The 22,917-nt window shown below is 38.3% G+C and carries 23 protein-coding genes and 1 other RNA gene; 21 read left to right on the forward strand and 3 right to left on the reverse strand.

The genetic code is table 11. The features are described from left to right. Nucleotides 1-29: 29 nt before the first annotated feature. The 8 genes from BMX18_RS06645 to perR all read left to right on the forward strand — a co-directional run bounded on the left by BMX18_RS06645 (nt 30) and on the right by perR (nt 9,457). Complete coding sequence (locus BMX18_RS06645; RefSeq protein ID WP_074564572.1) at nt 30-800, forward strand: DUF4931 domain-containing protein; 771 nt, start codon at nt 30-32, stop codon at nt 798-800. Beyond that, the gene (locus tag BMX18_RS06650; RefSeq protein WP_074869489.1) at nt 787-1,707 is read left to right on the forward strand and encodes a DMT family transporter; all 921 of its coding nucleotides are present in this window, start codon (nt 787-789) and stop codon (nt 1,705-1,707) included. The genes BMX18_RS06645 and BMX18_RS06650 overlap by 14 nt, the downstream gene beginning before the upstream one ends. A 20-nt stretch (nt 1,708-1,727) precedes the next feature. After that, nucleotides 1,728-2,750: an ArsR/SmtB family transcription factor gene (locus BMX18_RS06655; protein WP_074564569.1), complete on the forward strand. Its 1,023-nt coding sequence runs from the start codon at nt 1,728-1,730 to the stop codon at nt 2,748-2,750. Nucleotides 2,751-2,959: 209 nt separating this feature from the next. Beyond that, nucleotides 2,960-4,213, forward strand: coding sequence for a YkvI family membrane protein (locus BMX18_RS06660; protein ID WP_093815721.1), 1,254 nt, complete (start codon nt 2,960-2,962; stop codon nt 4,211-4,213). 113 nt (nt 4,214-4,326) lie between these two features. After that, nucleotides 4,327-5,271 (forward strand): AEC family transporter, encoded by a 945-nt coding sequence (locus tag BMX18_RS06665; protein ID WP_074564565.1) that lies wholly within the window; start codon nt 4,327-4,329, stop codon nt 5,269-5,271. A 291-nt stretch (nt 5,272-5,562) separates the two neighbouring features. Beyond that, complete coding sequence (gene polA / locus BMX18_RS06670) at nt 5,563-8,199, forward strand: DNA polymerase I (RefSeq protein WP_093815797.1); 2,637 nt, start codon at nt 5,563-5,565, stop codon at nt 8,197-8,199. Between the two features lie 104 nt (nt 8,200-8,303). Next, a complete protein-coding gene (locus BMX18_RS06675) occupies nt 8,304-8,726 on the forward strand; it encodes a CoA-binding protein (RefSeq protein WP_074869484.1) in 423 nt (140 codons plus the stop codon). A 230-nt stretch (nt 8,727-8,956) separates the two neighbouring features. After that, complete coding sequence (perR, locus tag BMX18_RS06680; RefSeq protein ID WP_039696162.1) at nt 8,957-9,457, forward strand: peroxide-responsive transcriptional repressor PerR; 501 nt, start codon at nt 8,957-8,959, stop codon at nt 9,455-9,457. Nucleotides 9,458-9,542: 85 nt separating this feature from the next. On the opposite strand, the gene BMX18_RS06685 is transcribed toward perR, so the two are convergent. Next, nucleotides 9,543-10,295: a DUF975 family protein gene (locus tag BMX18_RS06685; RefSeq protein WP_093815723.1), complete on the reverse strand. Its 753-nt coding sequence runs from the start codon at nt 10,293-10,295 to the stop codon at nt 9,543-9,545. Between the two features lie 265 nt (nt 10,296-10,560). On the opposite strand from BMX18_RS06685, the gene tgt reads away from it, so the two are divergent. The 11 genes from tgt to BMX18_RS06740 all read left to right on the forward strand — a co-directional run bounded on the left by tgt (nt 10,561) and on the right by BMX18_RS06740 (nt 19,410). Next, a complete protein-coding gene (gene tgt / locus BMX18_RS06690) occupies nt 10,561-11,703 on the forward strand; it encodes a tRNA guanosine(34) transglycosylase Tgt (protein WP_074482369.1) in 1,143 nt (380 codons plus the stop codon). 129 nt (nt 11,704-11,832) lie between these two features. Further along, a complete protein-coding gene (locus BMX18_RS06695) occupies nt 11,833-12,138 on the forward strand; it encodes a CHY zinc finger protein (RefSeq protein ID WP_093815725.1) in 306 nt (101 codons plus the stop codon). A gap of 3 nt (nt 12,139-12,141) precedes the next feature. Then, entirely contained in the window at nt 12,142-12,672 is a 531-nt protein-coding gene (locus BMX18_RS06700; protein WP_093815727.1) for a biotin transporter BioY, read from the forward strand. A 54-nt stretch (nt 12,673-12,726) separates the two neighbouring features. After that, nucleotides 12,727-13,503, forward strand: a complete 777-nt coding sequence (locus BMX18_RS06705; protein ID WP_093815729.1) for an MBL fold metallo-hydrolase — start codon at nt 12,727-12,729, stop codon at nt 13,501-13,503. Further along, nucleotides 13,503-14,009: a tRNA adenosine(34) deaminase TadA gene (tadA, locus tag BMX18_RS06710; protein WP_093815731.1), complete on the forward strand. Its 507-nt coding sequence runs from the start codon at nt 13,503-13,505 to the stop codon at nt 14,007-14,009. Before BMX18_RS06705 ends, tadA begins: the two co-directional genes overlap by 1 nt. 26 nt (nt 14,010-14,035) lie before the next feature. Beyond that, nucleotides 14,036-14,133, forward strand: an RNA gene (gene ffs, locus BMX18_RS06715) — signal recognition particle sRNA small type. A 188-nt stretch (nt 14,134-14,321) separates the two neighbouring features. After that, nucleotides 14,322-15,671 (forward strand): glucose-6-phosphate isomerase, encoded by a 1,350-nt coding sequence (locus tag BMX18_RS06720; RefSeq protein WP_074480136.1) that lies wholly within the window; start codon nt 14,322-14,324, stop codon nt 15,669-15,671. 224 nt (nt 15,672-15,895) lie between these two features. Next, on the forward strand, nt 15,896-16,594 hold the full coding sequence (gene dapD / locus BMX18_RS06725) for a 2,3,4,5-tetrahydropyridine-2,6-dicarboxylate N-acetyltransferase (RefSeq protein WP_074560978.1): 699 nt from the start codon (nt 15,896-15,898) through the stop codon (nt 16,592-16,594). Between the two features lie 206 nt (nt 16,595-16,800). Then, nucleotides 16,801-17,934 (forward strand): N-acetyldiaminopimelate deacetylase, encoded by a 1,134-nt coding sequence (locus BMX18_RS06730; protein ID WP_074964945.1) that lies wholly within the window; start codon nt 16,801-16,803, stop codon nt 17,932-17,934. Between the two features lie 280 nt (nt 17,935-18,214). Beyond that, on the forward strand, nt 18,215-18,742 hold the full coding sequence (locus BMX18_RS06735) for a 5-formyltetrahydrofolate cyclo-ligase (RefSeq protein WP_074869468.1): 528 nt from the start codon (nt 18,215-18,217) through the stop codon (nt 18,740-18,742). After that, complete coding sequence (locus BMX18_RS06740; protein ID WP_093815733.1) at nt 18,739-19,410, forward strand: rhomboid family intramembrane serine protease; 672 nt, start codon at nt 18,739-18,741, stop codon at nt 19,408-19,410. The genes BMX18_RS06735 and BMX18_RS06740 overlap by 4 nt, the downstream gene beginning before the upstream one ends. A 60-nt stretch (nt 19,411-19,470) precedes the next feature. Here BMX18_RS06740 and galU read toward each other — a convergent pair whose 3' ends face one another. Both galU and BMX18_RS06750 read right to left on the reverse strand, forming a co-directional pair. Then, the gene (gene galU, locus BMX18_RS06745; RefSeq protein WP_074561114.1) at nt 19,471-20,385 is read right to left on the reverse strand and encodes a UTP--glucose-1-phosphate uridylyltransferase GalU; all 915 of its coding nucleotides are present in this window, start codon (nt 20,383-20,385) and stop codon (nt 19,471-19,473) included. A 65-nt stretch (nt 20,386-20,450) separates the two neighbouring features. Then, nucleotides 20,451-21,467 carry an NAD(P)H-dependent glycerol-3-phosphate dehydrogenase gene (locus BMX18_RS06750; protein ID WP_015695767.1) on the reverse strand — a complete coding sequence of 339 codons (1,017 nt, stop codon included), beginning with the start codon at nt 21,465-21,467 and terminating at the stop codon, nt 20,451-20,453. Nucleotides 21,468-21,667: 200 nt separating this feature from the next. Here BMX18_RS06750 and BMX18_RS06755 point away from each other — a divergent pair, with 200 nt between their 5' ends. After that, complete coding sequence (locus BMX18_RS06755; RefSeq protein ID WP_074564550.1) at nt 21,668-22,435, forward strand: epoxyqueuosine reductase QueH; 768 nt, start codon at nt 21,668-21,670, stop codon at nt 22,433-22,435. Nucleotides 22,436-22,461: 26 nt separating this feature from the next. Next, nucleotides 22,462-22,908 carry a dUTP diphosphatase gene (locus BMX18_RS06760; protein WP_074639612.1) on the forward strand — a complete coding sequence of 149 codons (447 nt, stop codon included), beginning with the start codon at nt 22,462-22,464 and terminating at the stop codon, nt 22,906-22,908. The last annotated feature ends 9 nt before the right edge of the window (nt 22,909-22,917 follow it).

Genomic DNA, 22,917 nt, shown 5'->3' on the forward strand with positions numbered 1-22,917 from the left:
TATAATTTACAGTTAAAAGGAGGGAGATTATGAAACCATTGATTTTTAATCCTAAAATTGCAAAAGAAAAGCCTGATGATAGTAGTGATTGTCCATTTTGTCAGGTTCATCAGTTGACAAATATTCTTGATCAAAATGGAGCAATGATTTGGTTGGAAAATAAATATCGAACGTTAGAGGAAACTTATCAAACGATTATTATCGAGTCTGATGATCATTGGGGAGATATTTCAAATTATACTTATGACTATAATCGGCAGTTGATTCGATATGCAATGGATAAATTTTCTAGTATGCAATCGCAGAAAACATTTCAAAGCGTGGCAATGTTTAAAAATTATGGGCCTTTATCAGGCGGTAGTTTGCGTCATCCTCACCTGCAAATAGTAGGATTTGAATCCCAAAACGTCTATGAAGCTTTAAAAACTGAAAATTTTGAAGGGCTTACTGTATGTGAAGAGGATAGTTATCATGCTGAAATCAATTTATCAACTGAGCCAATAATGGGTTTCTGCGAATTTAATATCATCACAAGTCAGAATAAATTGGATTATTTTGCGGATGCTATTAAAAATGTTGTCATGTATTTGCTTAAAGACTACTTTTTAGGAAATTGTCGCTCTTATAATCTTTTCTTTTTCAGAAGTAAAGATAAGGTCATGTGTAAAGTTGTTCCTCGCTTTGTAGTGTCACCTTATTATGTAGGGTATAAGGTATCGCAAATGAATGATATGACTAGATTGGTAGAGATTAAGCAGGAGTTTTTGAAGAAGTTTAGGAGTTATTATGTCAAAAAATAAATTTTTAACAGGTTTTTGTAGTTGTTTGATTGCAGGGGTAATGTTTGGTGCTCAATGGCCAATTGCGGGAAGTGCCTTACATGTAATAGACCCATATTGGTTTACTTTAATAAGGTATTTGATTGTAGCAATTGTTTTGTCAGTGATTCTTTTTTTGAGAGAGGGAAAAGGTGGCTTTACGGTTAACAAAAGTCAATTGATTGGCATTTATTTTTTAGGAACAATGGCTTTTTGTGCTTACAATTTTCTAGTTTTTGCTGGTCAAAAGATGGCAGGAACTCAAGGAACAATATTAGCCTCTTTGTTAATGGCTTTAATTCCAATGGTTTCTATTTTGGTTTTATGGGTTTATAAAAGAGAATTTCCAGGTTGGTTAACTTTGAGTTTGATTTTGGTTTCTCTTTTAGGAGTATTTTTAGTTGTTACAAAAGGAAATATTTCTATTTTTCAACAAGAAAAGAATCTTTTGAAACCAATTATCTTAATTTTTTTAAGCGTATTTGCTTGGGTATTTTATACAATCGGTGTTAGTCATTATCCAAGTTGGTCACCATTAAAATATACGACATTAAGCTGTTTATTTGGGAATATCAGTTCGATTTTTGTTATAATTATTCTAACAAAAATGAATATTTCTAATGCTCCATCTTTATCTGATTTACAATCTGTTCAAGGACAATTATTATACATGAGTATTTTTTCAGGTGTTATTGGTGTCTTGATGTGGAATGTTGGGAATAAGTTTTTAGGACCTCAGAATGGTTCGTTATTCATGAATTTGGTGCCAATTGTGACTTTTTTGGTAGAAGTTTTTTTAGGTTACCGGATTTCAGCCATTGAAATTTTTGGAGCTTGTTTAACAATTGGGGCAATTGTTGTCAATAATTTAGCTAGGAGAAAAATTTAGGATTTCATAGGGGGCAGTTAATGACGATTACAATCAATTTTTCAGAACAATTAGTGGAAAATATTCGTTCGATGGATAATAATTGTCGTAGCATTTTTTCACCTCTTAGTGAGCTTTTTTGTAGTTTACATGTTTTGCTAAATCCTGAGGGGCATGGTCTAATGACCGCATGGGCTATTGAAACTCGAAAACAGATGGATTGTAAAACATTAGCTGAGTTAAAGTATTTTTCGCCACTTTATAGGAAGGCTGTTCCTAGCTTTTTTATGGAAGAGATGATTCTTGAAGATAAGTGCCTAGAACTGCAGCTATCTCATTTAGGAACTAGTTTTTTTAACAAAAATGTTGATGATTTGATTCAGGAACTCAAGGAATTCGATAACACAGAGTTAGTACATGATTTGAAGTGCAATCAGAATTTGGTTTTTTTGAAGCTTTTTTCTTTTTTGAGGGAATATCATGATACCTATTTTAAAGAATTGGTTTCGAATTCAAATTTGATTAATATTTTGAACCATAATGTCAAAAAACAAAGGGATTATATTGCAGAAAAAGGGTTTATAAATTTCATTAGCACCATTGATTCCAACCAAATTTATTGGAATAATGATTCAATTAAGATTCAAACTAAGGAAGATGACGTTTATAAGCTAGATAATGGAGAAAAGTTATATTTCATTCCAAGTTCTGTGACTTGGCCCCATGTTAGAGTAAATCGGCTTAAAAATGGTATTACCATCATTTATGATATTAATTCGCAACATATAGGAAATTTTTCGCGACAAGTCATGGCCAACACTTTTAAAATTTTATCGGATCCGGTGAGAATTGATATACTAGTTAACTTAAATAAAGGAAAAAAGACAACCAAAAATTTATCGCAAATTTTAAGTGTCAGTGAGCCAACAATCTCTCATCATTTGACTTTGTTAAAAGAGGCTGGTTTGGTAAATAAAATCCGAGATGGTAAGCGTGTTTTTTATTATAATACCAACAAAGTTCTTAGTTTGATTCCTAATTTTTATAATAATGCTAGTCGCTAATTTTATGGTGGACCCCCTGCTAGAATCACCGTTCTAGTAGGGTTTTGTGTTAAAATAAGGGTGAAAGAATCTGCTTGCTTTTCTTGTGTTAGAAAAGTTAAAAATGAAAGGAAAAATTAACAACTGTCAATTTAGCGTTACAAAAGTTATTTAGTGTTAATCTGTTTTTGTTAACCTATTAATGTTGCCTGATTTAAAAAGGAGGAAAAATGGTTAAACGAATTTTATCAATTGCACTAGCTTATGTTGGTATTATTGTTGGTGCTGGACTTTCTTCGGGACAGGATTTGATGCAATATTTTGTCGGATTTGGTATCTGGGGAATGATTGGCGTTATTGTTTTAGGGATTTTGAATGCTATCTTTGGACGTATTATCGTGACATTAGGAAGTTACTATCGTTCGAATGACCATTCAGAGGTACTTTCAAAGATTGCCCATCCTTTTACCAATCGTGTATTAGACATTGCTTTGATTGTTTCTTGTTATGTCATCGGCTTTGTTATGATTGCTGGAGCTGGTTCCAACCTTAATCAACAATTTGGATTGCCCACTTGGTTAGGAGCTTTAATCTGTGTTCTCCTTGTGATTTTTGTAAGTTTCCTTGATTTTGAGAAAATTACTCAGATTATTGGGATTTTTACGCCGATTGTTATTATCATGGTATTGATTATTGCTGGTCATAGTCTGATTGGACATTCTTTTGACTTTGAACAGTTAAATACAGTGGCTAAAACCTTGCCGACAAATATGCCAAATATTTGGGTGTCTGTTCTTAATTACTTCGCCATTTGTGTGATGACTGGGGTATCAATGGCTTTTGTCCTTGGTGGTTCAATTATTCGTATTGGCGTTGCTGAAAAAGGGGGAACACTTGGTGGTGCAATTGTCGGCCTGATTATTGCGATTACCTCACTTGTCTTGTTTGTCAATGTTGGAAAGATTGCTTCAGCAGATATTCCAATGTTGGTACTTGCCAATGAAATCCACCCTTGGTTTGCTTTTGCTTATTCTCTTGTCGTATTTGGGCTTATTTTCAACACAGCCTTTAGTCTTTATTACGCTCTAGCTAAACGCTTTTCTGAAAATAAAGGTGAGGGTCAATTTAAACGTTACATGATTATCTTTGTCGTGACTGGGTATGTTTTGTCTTTCCTTGGCTTTAAACAACTGGTTTCTGTCATGTATCCTGTGCTTGGTTACATTGGTTTGGTTATGTTGGTTGTTTTGCTTCAAGCTTGGATTCGTGAAAAAGGCAATGTGCAGGACGAAAAACACCTTCGTCGCCGCATGATTTCTTTGATTTCTAAAAAATATGACGATAATAAGCAATTTACTAAGAAAGACAAGGTAGAATACCAACAGTTGGGTGAAGAATCTGTGGTTGAAACAGATGAGATTAAAGAAGATATTCATGAACATGTCGAACAAGTTTTTGATTCCGAAAACGAGGATAATCATTAAAACTATTGCTGGGAAGAAGTTTTTCCCAGCTTTTTTTGAATATTTGTTCTAGAGGTTAAGAAAGCGGTAAAAATATGCTATACTGAAACTAAAAGATGAAAAGGAAGTAAGCAATGGCAAGGTTTGTGAGTAGTTTTTCGGGTGTTCTGATTATTCTTATCATGGTATTAGTCGGTTATGTGCTAACCAAAAAAGGTTGGTTCGACGAAAAAGCGCCGAATCTCATTGCCAAGTTGGTGACACAGGTAGCATTACCATGCTATATGATTTCAACCATTGTCGGTCGTTTTACGGCAAAAGAGTTGCTTGAAATGCTGCCACAATTGCGTTTTCCAGCACTTTCGATGGTGATTTTATTAGCTATTGCTGTAGCGGTAGCTCATTTATTCTTGATTGATAAAAAGCATCAGGGCTTATTTGTTTCTATGTTTTTTAATTCTAATACGATTTTTGTGGGACTTCCCATCAATCAAGCGCTTTTTGGGGATAAAAGTATTCCTTATGTCTTGGTTTATTACATGTGTAACACGACATTTTTCTGGACTATTGGGACTTATTTGATTCAAAAAGATGGTCGCAAAGAAGTCACGCTTGATTTGCGAGGAACCTTGAAGAAAATCTTCTCACCACCACTTATGGGCTTCATCATCGGGGTGATTTTGGTTCTTTTAAATATCAAACTCCCAGCTTTCTTGCTGAGTGATTTCCAATATTTGGGCAATTTGACCATCCCTTTGTCGATGATTTTCATTGGGATTTCGGTGGCTAATGCAGGGCTGTCACGGTTGCGATTTACTAAGGATAATGTCTTGGTCTTAGTCGGGCGTTTCGTGATTGCTCCGCTTTTGATGTTAATCATTGTCAAACACACCCAAATGCCACAATTGATGAAAGAAGTCTTTATTATTCAATCAGCTATGCCCGTCATGACCAATGCACCCGTTGTGGCTAAACTTTACGGAGCAGATAGTGACTATGCAGCCATTATGGTAACCGAATCGACCATTTTAACTATGGTTGTCATTCCAATTCTAATGCTCTTATTGAATGTTTTATAAATATCATCTGCATTCCAAAAGTTAGACAGACCATCTAACGATTGGGATGCTTTTTTAATACAAAAAGCCTAGCTGGAGTAGCTAGACTTTAAGGAGATTATGAAAAAGATACATTCATCTAAATTGGGAGTTCTAGATGAACGTCAAACTAGCAAAGCTAGTTGTGAAAGTTTTAGGAATGATTATAGTATAAGTGGGGTGGCTTAAAGTAAGCTTAAGGAGAAATTTTTTCTTCTTTTTGAAACATCTTTAAGAGCTAAATGCAGGCTCAAGATGTGGTATAATAAAGCCATGGAAAACAAGAAGAAATTATTATTAATTGACGGGTCATCCGTTGCTTATCGTGCCTTTTTTGCGCTTTACAATCAGATTGATCGCTTTAAAAACCGTGCTGGTCTGCACACTAATGCCATCTACGGTTTTCACCTCATGCTCAATCACTTATTAGAAAGAATCCAGCCAACGCATGTCTTGGTGGCTTTTGATGCTGGGAAAACAACTTTCCGTACAGAAATGTACAAGGACTACAAAGCTGGCCGTGCCAAAACACCAGATGAATTCCGTGAGCAATTGCCATACATCCGCGAAATGTTAACAGCGCTTGGTATCAATTGGTATGAATTGGAAAACTATGAAGCTGATGACATCATCGGAACCTTGGATAAATTAGCTGAAAACGAAGATGAGTATGATGTTACAATCGTCAGTGGAGATAAAGACCTTATCCAATTGGCGGATAACAATACAACCGTTGAAATTTCTAAAAAAGGTGTGGCTGAGTTTGAAGAATTCACTCCAGCTTATCTCATGGAAAAAATGGGAATCACACCAAAACAATTCATCGACCTTAAAGCCCTTATGGGTGATAAATCCGATAATATCCCTGGTGTTACCAAAGTCGGTGAAAAAACAGGTCTAAAACTTCTCTTAGAATACGGAAGCCTTGAAGGTGTTTACGAAAACATCGACGGCATGAAGAAATCTAAGATGAAAGAAAACTTGATTAATGATAAAGAGCAAGCTTTCTTATCTAAGACCTTGGCGACAATTAACATCACAGCGCCGATTGCGATTGGCTTAGATGATATTAATTACAGCGGACCAGACTTAGAAAAACTTGTGCCATTTTATGATGAAATGGGCTTCAAACAGTTTAAAGACAATCTTGGTGCTACTAAGAAACAAGAAAAATTTGACGTTGCCTACACTGAAGTGGACAGCTTGAGTGATGACATGTTCACAGATGACCAATTTTTCTATTTTGAAATCTTAGGTGACAATTACCACGTTGAAAACATCATTGGTTTTGCTTGGGGAAATGACAAGGCAATCTATGCCTCAACAAACCTTGAGTTGCTTAAGGACGATTTGTTCAAAGCAGCGCTAGCTAAACCAATCAAGACTTATGATTTCAAACGCAGCAAAGTGCTTCTCAGTCATTTAGGAATTGATTTGCCTGCGCCAGCTTTTGACAGCCGCTTAGCGAAATACCTCTTGTCAACCGTGGATGACAATGAATTATCAACGATTGCTCGTCTTTATACAGAGTATGTTCTTGATAGCGATGAAGCAGTTTATGGTAAAGGGGCTAAACGCGCGGTGCCAGATAAAGCTGTGCTTCTTAGCCACCTGGCTCGTAAGATTGTCGTTTTGAACCACTCTGAAAAAGCCATGCTAGACAAGTTGACAGAGCATCAACAAGCAAGTCTTCTTTTTGACATGGAACAACCTCTTGCAAACGTTCTTGCTAAGATGGAAATCGCTGGTATTTCGGTTAAGAAAGAAACGCTGCAAGACATGGAAAAAGCCAACCAAGCTGTTATTGATGAGTTGACACAAGAAATCTATGACCTTGCTGGCATGGAATTTAACATTAATTCACCAAAACAATTGGGAGAATTGCTTTTTGACAAGATGCAATTGCCAACAAGCTACACTAAGAAAACTAAGACAGGTTATTCAACAGCAGTGGATGTTTTGGAACGTTTGGCACCAATTTCACCAATCGTGTCTAAGATTTTGGAATACCGTCAAATCGCTAAACTTCAATCAACTTACATCGTTGGTTTGCAAGATTTTATCTTGAAAGATGGCAAAATTCATACGCGTTATTTGCAAGATTTGACACAAACAGGTCGCTTGTCTAGTGTTGATCCTAACTTGCAAAACATTCCAGTTCGTTTGGAACAAGGTCGCTTAATTCGTAAGGCATTTGTCCCAGAAACAGAAGACGAAGTGCTTTTGAGCTCTGACTACTCACAAATTGAGTTGCGCGTGCTAGCCCACATTTCAAATGATGAACATTTGATTGCGGCTTTCCGTGAGGGAGCAGATATTCATACCTCAACAGCTATGCGTGTCTTTGGTATTGAAAAGCCAGAAGACGTCACACCAAATGACCGTCGTAACGCCAAAGCTGTTAACTTCGGTATTGTTTACGGAATTTCTGATTACGGTCTTGCTAACAACCTTGGTATCCCGCGTAAAGTGGCAAAACAATACATTGAGACTTACTTCGAACGCTACCCAGGTATTAAAGACTACATGGAGCGCGTGGTGCGTGATGCCAAAGACAAAGGCTATGTTGAAACGCTCTTCCACCGCCGCCGTGAATTGCCAGATATCAATGCTCGCAATTTCAACGTGCGTCAGTTTGCAGAGCGTACAGCCATCAACTCACCAATTCAAGGTAGCGCAGCTGATATTCTCAAAATCGCTATGATTAACCTTGATAAAGCTCTTGTTGAGGGTGGGTTCAAGACTAAAATGCTTCTACAAGTGCACGATGAAATCATCCTTGAAGTGCCAAAAGACGAGCTAGAAGCTATCGAAAAATTAGTTAAAGAAACCATGGAATCAGCCATCGAACTTTCAGTCCCACTAGTAGCAGACGAAAGCGCAGGCCAAACATGGTACGAAGCAAAATAGAAAAAATAAAAAGGAAGTGGCTGATACAGTCATTTCCTTTTTGCTAGGCAGAAAATCAATGATTTGCTATACTTAAGAAAAACGCAATAAAAGGAGGCAGCTAAATGACATCATTTCAAAATCCTAGCCAAGATGTGATTGCATCTTATCTTAAAAATGCTAAAACCATTGCAGTTGTCGGCTTGTCTTACCGTGAAAATAGCCCAGCATATGGCGTTTCAAAGATTATGCAAGAAGCAGGATACACCATTATTCCGGTCAATCCTCGCCTTGCGGGTCAAAAGGTTCTTGGTGAAACTGTCTATGCTTCGCTTCAAGATGTTCCTGTCCATATTGATATTGTCGATGTCTTTAGGCGCAGTGAGTTTCTCCCTGAAGTTGCCAAAGATTTCATTGAAACGGATGCTGATGTCTTCTGGGCACAACTTGGACTCGAAAGCCAAGAAGCTGCAGAGATTCTACAAGCTGCTGGACGTGATAAAATCGTTATGAACAAGTGCATTAAGATTGAATACCAAGGCTTGTAAAAGTTTTTTGAAAACAACAGTGAAAATGAGGAGATTCTTTCAAAATGAATTTTCTCATTTTTTATTGGCTAAAAATGCTAGATTAGTAGCCTTTTTGAGAAAAATAGTTAACTTTTACTCTGAAAACTTGAAATCGTCAGATTTTTATAATAAAATGAATGAGCATGTCAGGATGGCTGACAGATAAACTATGTTATAATGACCTTAATAAATAGAACAGGAGAGCCATAATGGACATTCATACCCATCACCGTCCTTTGGATGCCTATGAAAATGTCATTGAGCATCTCAAAAGAAAGCACATTCGTATCACGGAGACTCGTAAAGCCATTATCGCTTATATCATAAATAGCCATGAGCACCCAAGTGCTGAGAAGATTTATAAGGACTTGTTGCCAGAACATCCCAATATGAGTTTGGCGACGGTTTACAATAACATGAAAGTCTTGGTTAAAGAAGGGTTTGTTGCTGAATTAAAAGTGACTAACGACCCAACAACCTACTATGACTTCATGGGTCACCAGCACATTAATATCGTTTGTAAATATTGTGGGGATATTGCAGACTTTATGGATGTTGATGCTATCGATATTGGAAAAGAAGCCTATGAACAAACCGGCTACATGATTACTAAGGTTCAATTGACAGCCTACGGTATTTGTCCAAAATGCCAAGAAAAGCTCAAAGCAGCCGGCGAACCTTTCATGGCTTACCGAGAAGATAATAAATAAAGAGTTTGGGAAAATTTCCAAGCTCTCTTTTTAATCATAAAAAATCCCCAGTATTACTGGAGATTTTTTACTTGTTAATGATTTATTATTCTGCTTTATCTAGCAAATCTTCATAGAAGTAAAGTGTAGCAGTTGTAGTGTATGGAAGTGTATAGAAATGAAGCAAGCCACATGTTAGGCCAGTCAAGATATACCAACCGATGAAGCTAAATTGTAAGCAGAAGTAGCGCCATTTGTTGCCATTCATCAATTCTTTACTCTTAGAGATAACGCTGTTAGGACCATCGTAAGTACCATCAGCAACAGCATCGTAAAGAACAAATGTAGTCATGGCATATGAGTATTGTTTGATGATTGAAAGAACAAAACCAGCAATCATAAGAACAAAGCCAAGTAAAGCAACAAAGAGTCCGACATTACTGTCTTTGCTTGAAGCGGCTGTAGCTCCTGCAACAAGAAGAATCATACCTACAAATGCAAGCAATGACCATAAGAAAATGTAGAACCATTTTACAATAGCGGTAATGACGTATTTACCGAATAGTTCATTGGAGAAGACACGCATATTGTCGCCTACTTCAACATGGTCGGCTTTATGACGCATGACATCAAGAACAGCGTAACTTGCTGATGCAAGGAACAATGCTAACAAGATGCTGATGATTCCTGGAACGGATTCAGTAATGCTAAATTCAGTACCATTGTAAGTATAAGTTTCCTTGTAACTGATTGAGACAGCAAGGATAGCTAAAATGATAGGAACGATAAACAATTGATACTTGCCAGAGAGAGTTTTCAAAAATTCCCTAGCTTTGCGACGAGTTTCTGAAGCTTTCATAATATGGACCTCCTTAAAAAGTTTCCTAAAATGTAATTACTTCCACGCTTTCATTATAGCACCTTGTATTAGAGAAGTCACACGAAAAGAGGTAAACATGACAAAAAAGGTGATTTCTGGTAAAATCGTAAAGGTTGCGCTTTTTAAGCAATATATTGTAAGAATCTAGGAAGCTTTTCCGAGGTTTTCTCAGTCTGATTATTTCTAATCATGACACTATTAAAAATGCCCACAACTGTTTTTTGTGGTAGCTAGGAGAAAAAAGATGACAGATTATCCGATTAAATATCGTTTAATTAAGAAAGAAAAACACACTGGAGCTCGTTTGGGTGAAATTATCACACCACACGGGACTTTCCCAACACCAATGTTCATGCCTGTTGGAACACAAGCAACGGTTAAAACACAATCACCAGAAGAACTCAAAGAAATGGGCTCAGGAATTATCCTATCAAACACTTATCACCTATGGTTGCGTCCAGGTGATGAGTTAATCGCTCGTGCTGGTGGTCTTCACAAATTCATGAATTGGGACCAAGCTATTTTGACAGATAGTGGTGGTTTCCAAGTGTATTCATTAGCTGAGACACGTAATATTACCGAAGAAGGGGTTACCTTTAAAAACCACCTCAATGGTCAAAAAATGTTCTTATCACCAGAAAAAGCTATCTCAATCCAAAATAACTTGGGTTCAGATATCATGATGAGTTTTGACGAATGCCCACAATTCTATCAACCATACGATTACGTTAAAAAATCAATCGAACGTACAAGCCGCTGGGCTGAACGTGGTTTGAAAGCTCACCGTCGTCCGCACGACCAAGGACTTTTTGGTATCGTTCAAGGAGCTGGTTTCAAAGACCTTCGTCGTCAATCAGCTAATGATTTGGTAAGTATGGATTTCCCAGGTTACTCAATCGGTGGACTTGCTGTTGGTGAATCACACAAAGAAATGAATGCTGTGCTTGACTTCACAGTGCCAATGTTGCCAGAAAACAAACCACGTTACCTTATGGGGGTTGGTGCACCAGATAGCTTGATTGATGGTGTTATCCGCGGTGTCGACATGTTTGACTGCGTGCTTCCAACACGTATCGCTCGTAATGGAACATGTATGACAAGTGAAGGTCGTTTGGTTGTTAAAAATGCAGCTTACGCAGAAGACTTTACACCACTTGATCATGATTGTGATTGCTACACATGTCGCAACTACACACGTGCTTATATTCGTCATCTTCTTAAAGCTGATGAAACATTTGGTCTTCGTTTGACAAGTTACCATAACCTTTACTTCCTTGTGAACTTGATGAAAAAAGTTCGTCAAGCTATTATGGATGACAATCTTTTGGAATTCCGTGAAGATTTCTTTGAACGTTATGGCTACAATAAGAGTGACCGTAATTTCTAATATATTATAAAGCTTGAAACGATTGTTTCAGGCTTTTTTACTTGAACCTCAAAAAGTGTTAACCTATATACAAAAAGTAGTTGACTAAAATAAAATGAAGTAGTAAACTTTATTAAAAGGTTGGTGATTATGGTGATTTATGGAGTTGATCTTGATAGTGAGGGAAGATGTCGACACTATCATACAGCATGTGATGTTGTTGCTTTGAAATGTAGCAAGTGTCAGGAATATTTTGCTTGTTATCAGTGTCATGATCAGTTGCGAGATCATCCCTTTGAGCCTGTTTCGGTAGATGATAATGCACCAGTGCTTTGCGGCAGTTGTCGTCATACGTTAACTTTTACGGAGTATAAAAAGGGATTTTGTCCTTATTGTCACCATGCCTTTAATCCAAAGTGTCAGTTACATGAGACTATTTATTTTTCAAAGGAGTAGGTTATGAAAAACGTCAGGGATTTACTTTACATTGCTATGATGGCAACTATTTTGGTTATTTTAGGATTCATTCCAGCCATTCCACTGGGATTTATTCCTGTTCCAATTGTTTTGCAGAATTTGGGAGTCATGTTAGCTGGTGTTTTATTAGGCTGGAAGAAGGGAAGTTTATCAATTCTCTTATTTTACTTATTAGGGATGTTTTTGCCAGCTTTTTCTGGGAGTACATTTTTTGCGGTTTTAGCTGGTCCGACGGCTGGTTATGTGGTGGCTTGGTTTTTTGTACCAATGCTAGTCAGTTTGATTTTGAAAGCTTTTAAAACGTCATCGTTTATTGGAAATGTGATCGCGATTTTAGTAGGCGGAGTTTTGTTTGTTGATTTATTAGGGGCCATTTATTTGTCAGTTTATATGCACATGCCTTTGATGACCTCATTATTATCAAATCTTGCTTTTATTCCTGGGGATACTATCAAAGCAATTCTTGCCAGTCTTATCACTTATAAATACAAAGAACAATTGGCTCTCGCGTAAAAGGACATATTTTTTGTTATAATATGGGTAAAGTAAACAAAGAAGGAGCCTATTATGAAACTCACAACACTTGGTTGCTGGGGAGCATACCCTTATAAAGATGGCGGAACAACCTCTTATCTTGTTACGAGTGAAGATGGTTTTCAATTGCTTATGGATTGTGGAAGCCGTGCCGTCACAGAATTAGAAAAAGAAATCAGCCCACTTGATTTGGATGCGGTGATTATTTCACATTATCACCCTGATCATATTGCTGATCTTGGTGTACTTCGCCATTATTTCCAACTTTATCCAAAACACCTTTGGACACCAAAAGTTTTGCCGATTTACGGTCACAATGAAGACGAAGTTGAGTTTGCTAAATTGACTTTGCCAGGCGTTTCTGAAGGAAAAGTTTATGATGTCACTGGCGTTGAAAAAATTGGTCCATTTGATATTACCTTTATCAAAACGGTCCACCCAGTTCCTTGCTATGCCTTTCGTATTGTCGAACGTGCAACTGGTCAATCGCTAGTATTTACTGGTGACACAGGTTATTTTGCTGAATTGGAAAAATTCGCCGCAGGCGCAGATCTCTTTTTGGCAGATGTTTACCTTTATGCAGGAAATGAAAATCACCCAGCACATTTGACAACAAAAGAAGCAGGAGAGATTGCCAAAGCTGCAGGTGTGAAATCACTTGTCTTGACGCACACGCCACCAGTGCCACCACAAGGTATTGATGCTAAAAATCACCTTCAAGTGCTTAAAGACGAGGCGAAAAGTTTTGCTGACGGTGTGCCAGTTGACTTGGCTGAACCACACAAATATTGGCAAATCGGGGAGCTCTAATGGCTGAATTTACGCAGGAAGAAAAAGAGTATTTCATGCGCGAAGCGCTGAATGAGGCTAAGAAGTCACTAGAAAAAGACGAGATTCCTATTGGTTGTGTCATTGTTAAGGATGGCAAAATCATTGGACGCGGGCACAATGCGCGTGAAGAAGAGCAAAAAGCGATTTTGCACGCTGAAATTATGGCCATCAATGAAGCTAATGAGAACGAAGGCAATTGGCGTTTGCTTGAGAGTACTTTATTTGTCACCATTGAACCTTGTGTGATGTGCAGCGGAGCTATTGGGCTTGCCCGCATTCCACAAGTGATTTACGGGGCGGCTAATCAAAAATTTGGCGGTGCAGGTAGTTTGTATGACATCTTGACTGATATTCGCCTCAATCATCGTGTTGAGGTGGAGACTGGCATTCTTGAAGCAGAGTGCGCTGGAATCATGCAGGACTTTTTCCGAAAAAATCGTGAGAAGAAAAAAGCAGCCAAGAAGCAAGCTAAAGAGCAGTGCTAATTTGCATAATCAAAAAAATATGATATAATAGCTATCGGAGCAACATCTGCGCGTGAAGCGGGTCAGGGGAGGAATCCAGCAGCCCTAAGCGATTGTAGGTGTGTGCTCTTTTTTATTCTTTAAAATGCTTGAAATCATGCAAAAAAAGCGGAGTTTTTCACGCTTGAATGATTGTTTCATGAAAGTTTTCAGTAAGTTAGAAAAAGTCCGTGAAACGCTTTATTTTATAGGATTATTTAGTAAAAATGATTGAAAAAAAGTGCATAAAAGAGTAATATAGAAGAGAAATTTAATTTTTTGAGGAGTATTGTAATGACACATATTAAATTTGACTATTCAAAATTGTTGGGTCAATTCGTCGAACAAGAAGAAATCGACTTCATGCAAACACAAGTCAACGTTGCTGACGAATATTTGCGTAAAGGTACTGGACCTGGTTCTGATTTCCTTGGTTGGGTAGACCTTCCAGAAAACTACGACAAAGAAGAATTTGCTCGTATCCAAAAAGCTGCTGCTAAAATCCAATCAGACAGCGAAGTTCTTGTCGTTATCGGTATCGGTGGTTCTTACCTTGGAGCACGTGCTGCTATCGATTTCTTGAGCAATCACTTCTACAACCTTCAAGCATCTGCAGATCGTAAAGGCCCACAAATCCTTTACGCTGGTAACTCAATTTCTTCAACTTACCTTGCAGACCTTGTTGAATACGTTAAAGATAAAGATTTCTCAGTTAACATTATCTCTAAATCAGGTACTACAACTGAACCAGCTATCGCTTTCCGTGTCTTCAAAGAACTTCTAGTTGAAAAATACGGTCAAGAAGAAGCTAACAAACGTATCTACGCTACAACTGATAAAGCTAAAGGTGCTGTTAAAGTTGAAGCAGTTGCTAACGATTGGGAAACATTTGTTGTTCCAGATAACGTTGGTGGACGTTTCTCAGTATTGACTGCTGTAGGTCTTCTTCCAATCGCTGCTGCTGGTATCGATATCGAAGCTCTTATGAACGGTGCTAACGCTGCTCGTAAAGAATTGACTTCTGCTGAAATCTCAGAAAACATCGCTTACCAATACGCTGCAGTTCGTAACGTACTTTACCGTAAAGGTTACATCACTGAAATCTTGGCTAACTACGAACCATCACTTCAATACTTCGGTGAATGGTGGAAACAATTGGCTGGTGAATCAGAAGGTAAACACCAAAAAGGTATCTACCCAACATCTGCTAACTTCTCAACTGACCTTCACTCACTTGGACAATTCATCCAAGAAGGTTACCGTAACATCTTTGAAACAGTTGTTCGTGTTGATAAACCACGTAAAAACGTTGTTATCCCTGAATTGTCAGAAGATCTTGATGGTCTTGGATACCTTCAAGGTAAAGACGTTGACTTTGTAAACAAAAAAGCAACTGATGGTGTACTTCTTGCTCACACTGACGGTGGAGTACCTAACATGTTCTTGACACTTCCTCAACAAGATGAATTCACTCTTGGTTACACAATCTACTTCTTCGAGTTGGCTATCGGTCTTTCAGGTTACCTTAACGCTGTTAACCCATTCAACCAACCAGGTGTAGAAGCATACAAGAAAAACATGTTTGCTCTTCTTGGTAAACCAGGATTTGAAGACTTGTCAGCTGAGTTGAACGCACGTCTTTAATTCATCAATACACAGATAAAAAAGCTTCCGAAAGGAGGCTTTTTTGTGTGGTTGGCAGTGCACAAATCAAATTAGTGAAAATCTAAGAAAATTCTTTTCCAATTTTCTGAATATTTGGTATAATAGTATACAATTAACTAAATTTGAATTAGAAGGGATAGGGTGTTTGACGAGAAAAGAGAGGTATCTGTTCTCGATTTTCTAACACTTTTGGTATCTTAAATATGACTGCACAAAAAATGACGGCTCAAGAGATTATTGCGTTTATTGGGAATGCGGAGAAAAAGACAAATGTTAAGGTGACATTTGAAGGTGAATTGGCTGCAGCAGTTCCAGAAAACGTCCTAAAACTTGGCAATGTGCTTTTTGGTGACTGGAAAGATGTTGAACCACTTTTGGTTAATTTGACTGAAAACAAAGACTATGTTGTTGAGCAAGATGGTCGTAATTCAGCAGTGCCACTTCTTGATAAACGTCACATTAATGCTCGTATCGAACCAGGTGCGATTATCCGTGACCAAGTAACTATTGATGACAATGCCGTTGTTATGATGGGAGCAGTTATCAATATCGGTGCTGAAATTGGTGCTGGGACAATGATTGATATGGGTGCTGTTCTTGGTGGACGCGCTATTGTCGGTAAAAACAGTCACATTGGTGCTGGTGCTGTTCTTGCAGGTGTTATCGAGCCAGCTTCAGCTGAACCAGTTCGCATCGGTGACAATGTTCTTGTTGGTGCAAATGCTGTTGTTATCGAAGGTGTTCAAGTTGGTAATGGTTCTGTTGTTGCAGCAGGAGCTATTGTTACTAAAGATGTTCCAGAAAATGTTGTTGTTGCAGGTGTTCCTGCACGCGTCATTAAAGAAATTGATGCCAAAACACAACAAAAAACAGCGCTCGAAGACGCTTTGCGCAATTTGTAATAAGAGATTCTTGAGCTAAAAGATATTCAGCTTCATTACTCATGTAGTTGTAGTGAGCAAGACGCAGTAGTTGAGTGGGCTCTAATGCGCTGATAAATCAGCTTTTACAACTCTACTCAACCTTGCGGGGGTGGGACGATGAAATCGAATTTCTTCGGAATTACCGATTTCTGTCCCACTCCCTTTTCACAAATTAAGGAAAATATATGACTTTAGATTTAATTAAAATTCGTCGTGATTTGCATCAGATTCCAGAGATTGGTTTGGAAGAGTTTAAGACGCAGGCTTATCTTTTGGAGCGTATTGCAGAAATCACAGTGGGAAAAGATTTTGTGGAACAACGAACTTGGCGAACTGGAATTTTGGTCTTTTTAAAAGGCTCAGCTCCTGAAAAAACAATTGGTTGGCGTACAGATATTGATGCTCTTCCTGTGGTTGAGGAAACAGGTCTTCCTTTTGCCAGCCAGCATGAGGGGCGCATGCATGCGTGTGGGCATGATATGCACATGACAGTAGCACTTGGTTTGTTAAATGAGCTAGTGCAAACACAACCAAAGAATAACCTACTCTTTCTTTTTCAACCCGCTGAAGAAAATGAAGCAGGTGGTATGCTCATGTATCAGGATAATGCCTTTGGGGATTGGAAGCCAGATGAATTTTATGGTTTGCATGTGCGACCTGATTTTAAGGTTGGGGCTATCGCGACAAATACCTCAACTCTATTTGCGGGGACTTGTGAGGTCTTAATCACTTTTAAAGGAAAAGGAGGTCACGCTGCTTTTCCACATGAAGCTAACGATGCCTTGGTTGCGGCGTCCTATTTTGTCACACAGGTGCAGACAATCGTCAGCCGAAATGTAGACCCGATTCAAGGCGGTGTCGTCACATTTGGTTCTTTCCACTCGGGGACAACTAATAATGTCATTGCCGAAACAGCGCAGCTGCATGGAACCATTCGTACCTTGACACAAGACATGAGCCTCTTGATTCAAAAACGAGTGACTGAGATTGCAAAAGGGGTGGCAGCAAGCTTTGGAATGGAAGTAGAGGTTAATTTGAAACAAGGTGGTTATCTCCCTGTGGAAAATAATCCCGAATTGGCGCGTGAGGCTATGGATTTCTTCAGAAATCGCGAAGCTGTACATCTGATTGACTGCTTACCAGCTATGACTGGAGAAGATTTTGGGTATTTGTTAAATAAAATTCCAGGAGTGATGTTCTGGTTAGGCGTTGAGACACCTTACGCTCTTCACCATCCTAAGATGAGTCCAAATGAAGCAGCTCTTCCGTTTGCGGTTAGTGAAATTTCAGCTTTCTTGAAAGAAAAAGCAAGTCATTAAAAAGGTAGCAAGTTTTTAGTCTTGCTACTTTTTTTGTATTTGAAAAATAAAAAAAGCCGCTATTGGGAGCTAGCGGCTTAAAAAGGGAAGGACATGATTTTTCAATCATGTCCAGGAGATTTATGAAAAGGGAATAACTCCAAAAGAGCCAATTCCCAGCGGTTTGGGAGAACCGCTATTTAGGATAGATATAGTATAGCGGAGAAACCTTAAAGAAACCTTAAAGTAAATTTTAAGGTTTTTGATGAGTAAAATCTTGGTTTTGTGTTATCATAAAAGCATGGAAAAAGTAGCCTTACGAAAGAGTATCATTGCTCATTTAAAACATCAAGATAGAAAAGAAAAAGCCTTGAAAGATAAGGCTTTATTAGATGATTTGCTAGCCTCTTCTGCTTATCAAAAAGCGGATACTATTGCCACTTATTTAGCTTTTGATTTTGAGTACAATACCGAATTGTTGATTAAACAAGCTCAAAAAGATGGCAAAACCATTTTAGTTCCAAAGACTTACCCACACGGCAAAATGATTTTTTGTCTCTATGATGTGGATAACTTGGTGAAAACATCATTTGGCTTGTGGGAACCTGCTTGTGACAAAGCTGTGGATAAGTCAGAAATCGATTTGATTCATGTGCCAGGCGTTGGTTTTAACCAAGATGGTTTTCGAATTGGATATGGAGCTGGCTATTATGACAGGTATTTAGTGGATTATAAAGGCAAAACAATCAGTACGATTTATGAGTGTCAGAAAGTAGAGTTTCAGCCAGACAGTCATGATGTCGCTGTTATGGAGGTATTTAGTCGATGAAAAACGTTATTAAAGAAAGTCCAGTGACGATCTTTTTGCTGGCTTTAACGACTTTGGTTTTTATAGCCATGCAGGTGATTTATTTTGGAAATGCCACATCCAACCAAGCCATTTTTAATACTGGTGGGATGTTCGGTGCCTACGTACGTTTATTTCCAAGTCAATTGTGGCGCTTAGTGACACCGATATTTGTCCACATTGGTTGGGAGCATTTCTTTTTCAATGCTTTAACGCTATATTTTGTTGGTCAAATAGCAGAGCAGATTTGGGGACATCACAAGTTTTTAGCTTTGTATGTTCTATCAGGAATTGTTGGGAATATCTTTACGCTTTTCTTTACGCCAAACGTGATTGCTGCGGGGGCTTCAACATCGCTTTTCGGTGTTTTTGCGGCGATTATGGTTGCTGGGTATTTTGGAAGAAATCCTTATTTGAAAGAACTTGGTAGAAATTATCAAGCTTTGATTGTTATTAACTTGATTTTCAACTTATTTACTCCAAGTATTGGGATTGCTGGTCATATTGGTGGTCTTGTCGGTGGTGTCTTATGTGCCATCTTTTTACCGACACTTGTGGAAAAAGACATGTTTAAACCATGGCAACGTTGGTTGGCAGCAGCGGCTTACGTTGGTTTAAGTCTAGTCTTGATTGCCATGGCTTTGCATTAAAGTCATAACAAAAAGTTCCTCTAGACATTGTCTAGAGGAACTTTTTTATGTTATAGCATATTATTTAGATTCTTTTTTAGTTGAGTCAGCTTCCAATTTTTTACCTAAATCGATAAGATATTGTTTCATGTTATCTTTGATTTGTGGGTGTTGAAGTGCATAGTCAATAGAAGTTTTCATGAAGCCGAATTTATCACCGACATCATAGCGATCACCGTTAAATTGACGTGCAAAAACACGTTGTGTTTTGTTCAAAGTGTCGATAGCATCTGTCAATTGGATTTCATTACCAGCTCCAGGTTTTTGTGTTTCAAGAATATTGAAGATTTCTGGAGTAAGAAGGTAGCGACCGATGATAGCAAGATCACTAGGTGCATCTTCAGGTGCTGGTTTTTCAACAAATGTTTCAACACTGTAAAGACCGTCTTTTCCTTCGCCTTGAGGTGCGATAACGCCGTAAGATGAAACTTCTTCGTGTGGCACAGGCATAACAGCAATTGTTGATGCATGTGTGTTTTCGTAGTCGTTAATTAATTGTTTTGTAAGTGGTACAGCTTTATCGTTGTTGATATCCATAAGGTCATCACCCAGCATAACGACGAATGGTTCGTTGCCTACAAAAGCTTTAGCTTGAAGGACAGCATCACCAAGTCCACGAGGGTGACTTTGACGGATGAAGTGAAGATTAATGGCTGTAGTGTCATTAACGAGTTTAAGAAGATCAGTTTTCCCTTTGTGTTCCAAATTGTATTCTAATTCGAAGTTTGAGTCAAAGTGGTCTTCGATAGAACGTTTTGATTTACCAGTAACAACCAAGATATCTTCAATACCTGATTTCAAGGCTTCTTCGACGATAAATTGGATGGTTGGTTTATCAACAATTGGAAGCATCTCTTTAGCGAGTGCTTTTGTAGCTGGCAAGAAACGAGTTCCAAGACCAGCTGCGGGAATAACGGCTTTTCTAACTTTTCTCATATTCATACGAGAACTCCTTTTCATAAATAAACTATGCTGAATTAAATTATACTATAATTCTAATTTTAGTGCCATTCGTTTTCTGAACGGAAGTCATTTGACATCATGCCAAGAATGCTATCACGAACATCAGCACCTTCGTAGATGACTTTGTAGATAGCAGTTGTGATTGGCATGTAGACATCCAATTCTTTAGCTAACTCATAGGCAACTTTAGTTGTTGAAATCCCTTCGATAACCATTCCCATATTTTTCTCGATGTCTTCGAGTTTTTCACCGCGACCAAGAGCATCACCAGCTCGCCAGTTACGAGAGTGAACAGATGTTCCTGTTACGATAAGGTCACCAACACCAGAAAGACCACTGTAAGTAAGTGGGTTAGCTCCCAATTTAACCCCGAGACGTGTGATTTCAGCAAGTCCACGTGTGATAACGGCTGCTTTAGCATTGTCACCGAAACCAAGACCGTGAAGTGCACCGGCACCAACAGCTATGATGTTTTTAAGTGCACCAGCTGTTTCCACACCAATAACATCAGTATTAGTGTAAAGGCGGAAGTAATTGTTGCTAAAGAGTTTTTGAACGTATTTAGCAGCTTCGTGATCTTTAGAAGCGGCAGTGATCAAGGTAATGTCTCGAACAATTGTTTCTTCAGCATGGCTTGGTCCAGAGACAACGACGATTTCAGAGCGCAATTCAGCAGGAATTTCTTCCTCAAGAATTGTTGAAAGACGTTCGTGTGTTCCAGGTTCAAGACCTTTAGAAGCGTGCATGATAACAGCTTTGTGATCAAGTGTTTCAGCGACTTGTTTGGCAACCAAACGTGTTACTTTTGTTGGGACAACAAATAAGATAGCATCAACGTCTGTAAGTGCTTCTTTCAAGTCAAGTGTCGCTTTGATATCTTCAGAGATTGTGATGTCTTTGAAGTAGCGAGTGTTAGTATGTTTCGTATTTAATTCTTCGATTTGTTCTGGGATATTTCCCCATAGACAAACTTCATGTCCATTGTCGTTTAATACTTGTGCAAGAGCGGTTCCCCAAGAACCAGGCCCTAAGACAGCAACTTTTTGTCTTGTCATTTTTACTCCTCTCTTAAACGAGCAAGATTACAATCTCCATTATATCATAAGACGGCTATGTTTGTCTTTGTTTATAAAAAACAGGTGATAATTGTCACTTTTTTGCCCTATCTTAATTAAGGGTGTTTGTCATGTTTTTGAAAAATAACTTATGGTATAATGGGGTGACCTCATCAGTACTGGAAAGGAAGACTATTTTTGTGATTGATTTAGAAGAGATTTTATCACGAATGAATCCCAATCAAAAAATCAACTATGACCGTGTCATGCAACAAATGGCTAAACGTTGGGCGCAAGAAGAAGTAAGACCTAAAATTCTTGTTCACGTTTGTTGTGCACCGTGTTCAACTTATACATTAGAATATTTGACGCAATACGCTGATGTGACGGTTTATTTTGCGAATTCTAATATTCATCCAAAGGATGAGTATCTTCGCCGTGCTTATGTGGTGCAAAAATTTATCTCAGAATTTAATGAAAAAACAGGAAATAAGGTTGATTTCATCGAGGCACCTTATGACCCATCTGAATATTTTCAAAAGGTTCATGGCTTAGAAGACGAGCCTGAAGGTGGCGAACGTTGTACGGCTTGTTTTGATTATCGTTTGGACAAGGCTGCGCAAAAAGCAGTTGAGCTTGGCTATGACTATTTTGCCAGTGCCTTGACAATCAGCCCACACAAAAATTCACAGGTCATTAACAGTGTCGGTATTGAGGTTCAAAAAGTTTATGCAACCAAGTACTTGCCAAGTGATTTCAAAAAAAATAATGGCTACCGCCGTTCTGTTGAAATGTGTGAAGAGTACGACATTTACCGCCAATGCTATTGTGGCTGTGTTTTTGCGGCAAAAATGCAGGGTGTTGATCTAAATCAAATCAAAAAAGAAGCTAAGGAATTCATGGTCGGAAAAGACGGCGAAAAAGAATTCCCACACATTCGCTTTACCTTCGAAGGAAAAGAAATTTAATACGAATAGATAATTAAGGAGACAAAATGAGCAAAATTAGAGGGTTTGAATTAGTTTCTCAATTCACAGACGAAACATTATTACCAAAACGTGAAACAGCGCATGCGGCTGGTTATGATTTGAAAGCAGCTGTCACAACAGAAATCGCACCAGGTGAAATCAAATTGGTGCCAACTGGTGTCAAAGCTTATATGCAAGCTGGCGAGGTGCTTTATCTCTTTGACCGTTCATCAAATCCACGTAAAAAAGGTTTGGTTTTGATTAATTCAGTTGGTGTTATCGATGGTGACTACTATGGCAATCCAGCCAATGAAGGTCACATCTTTGCGCAAATGAAAAATATTACAGATGAAACAGTTGTGGTTGAAGCTGGTGAACGCATTGTCCAAGGTGTTTTCATGCCTTTCTTGGTTGCTGATGGTGACGAAGCAGCTGGTGTGCGTACTGGTGGCTTTGGGTCAACAGGAAAATAAGGTTTAGAG

Source organism: Streptococcus sp. 45, assembly GCF_900108865.1.
GTDB classification, from domain to species: domain Bacteria; phylum Bacillota; class Bacilli; order Lactobacillales; family Streptococcaceae; genus Streptococcus; species Streptococcus ruminicola.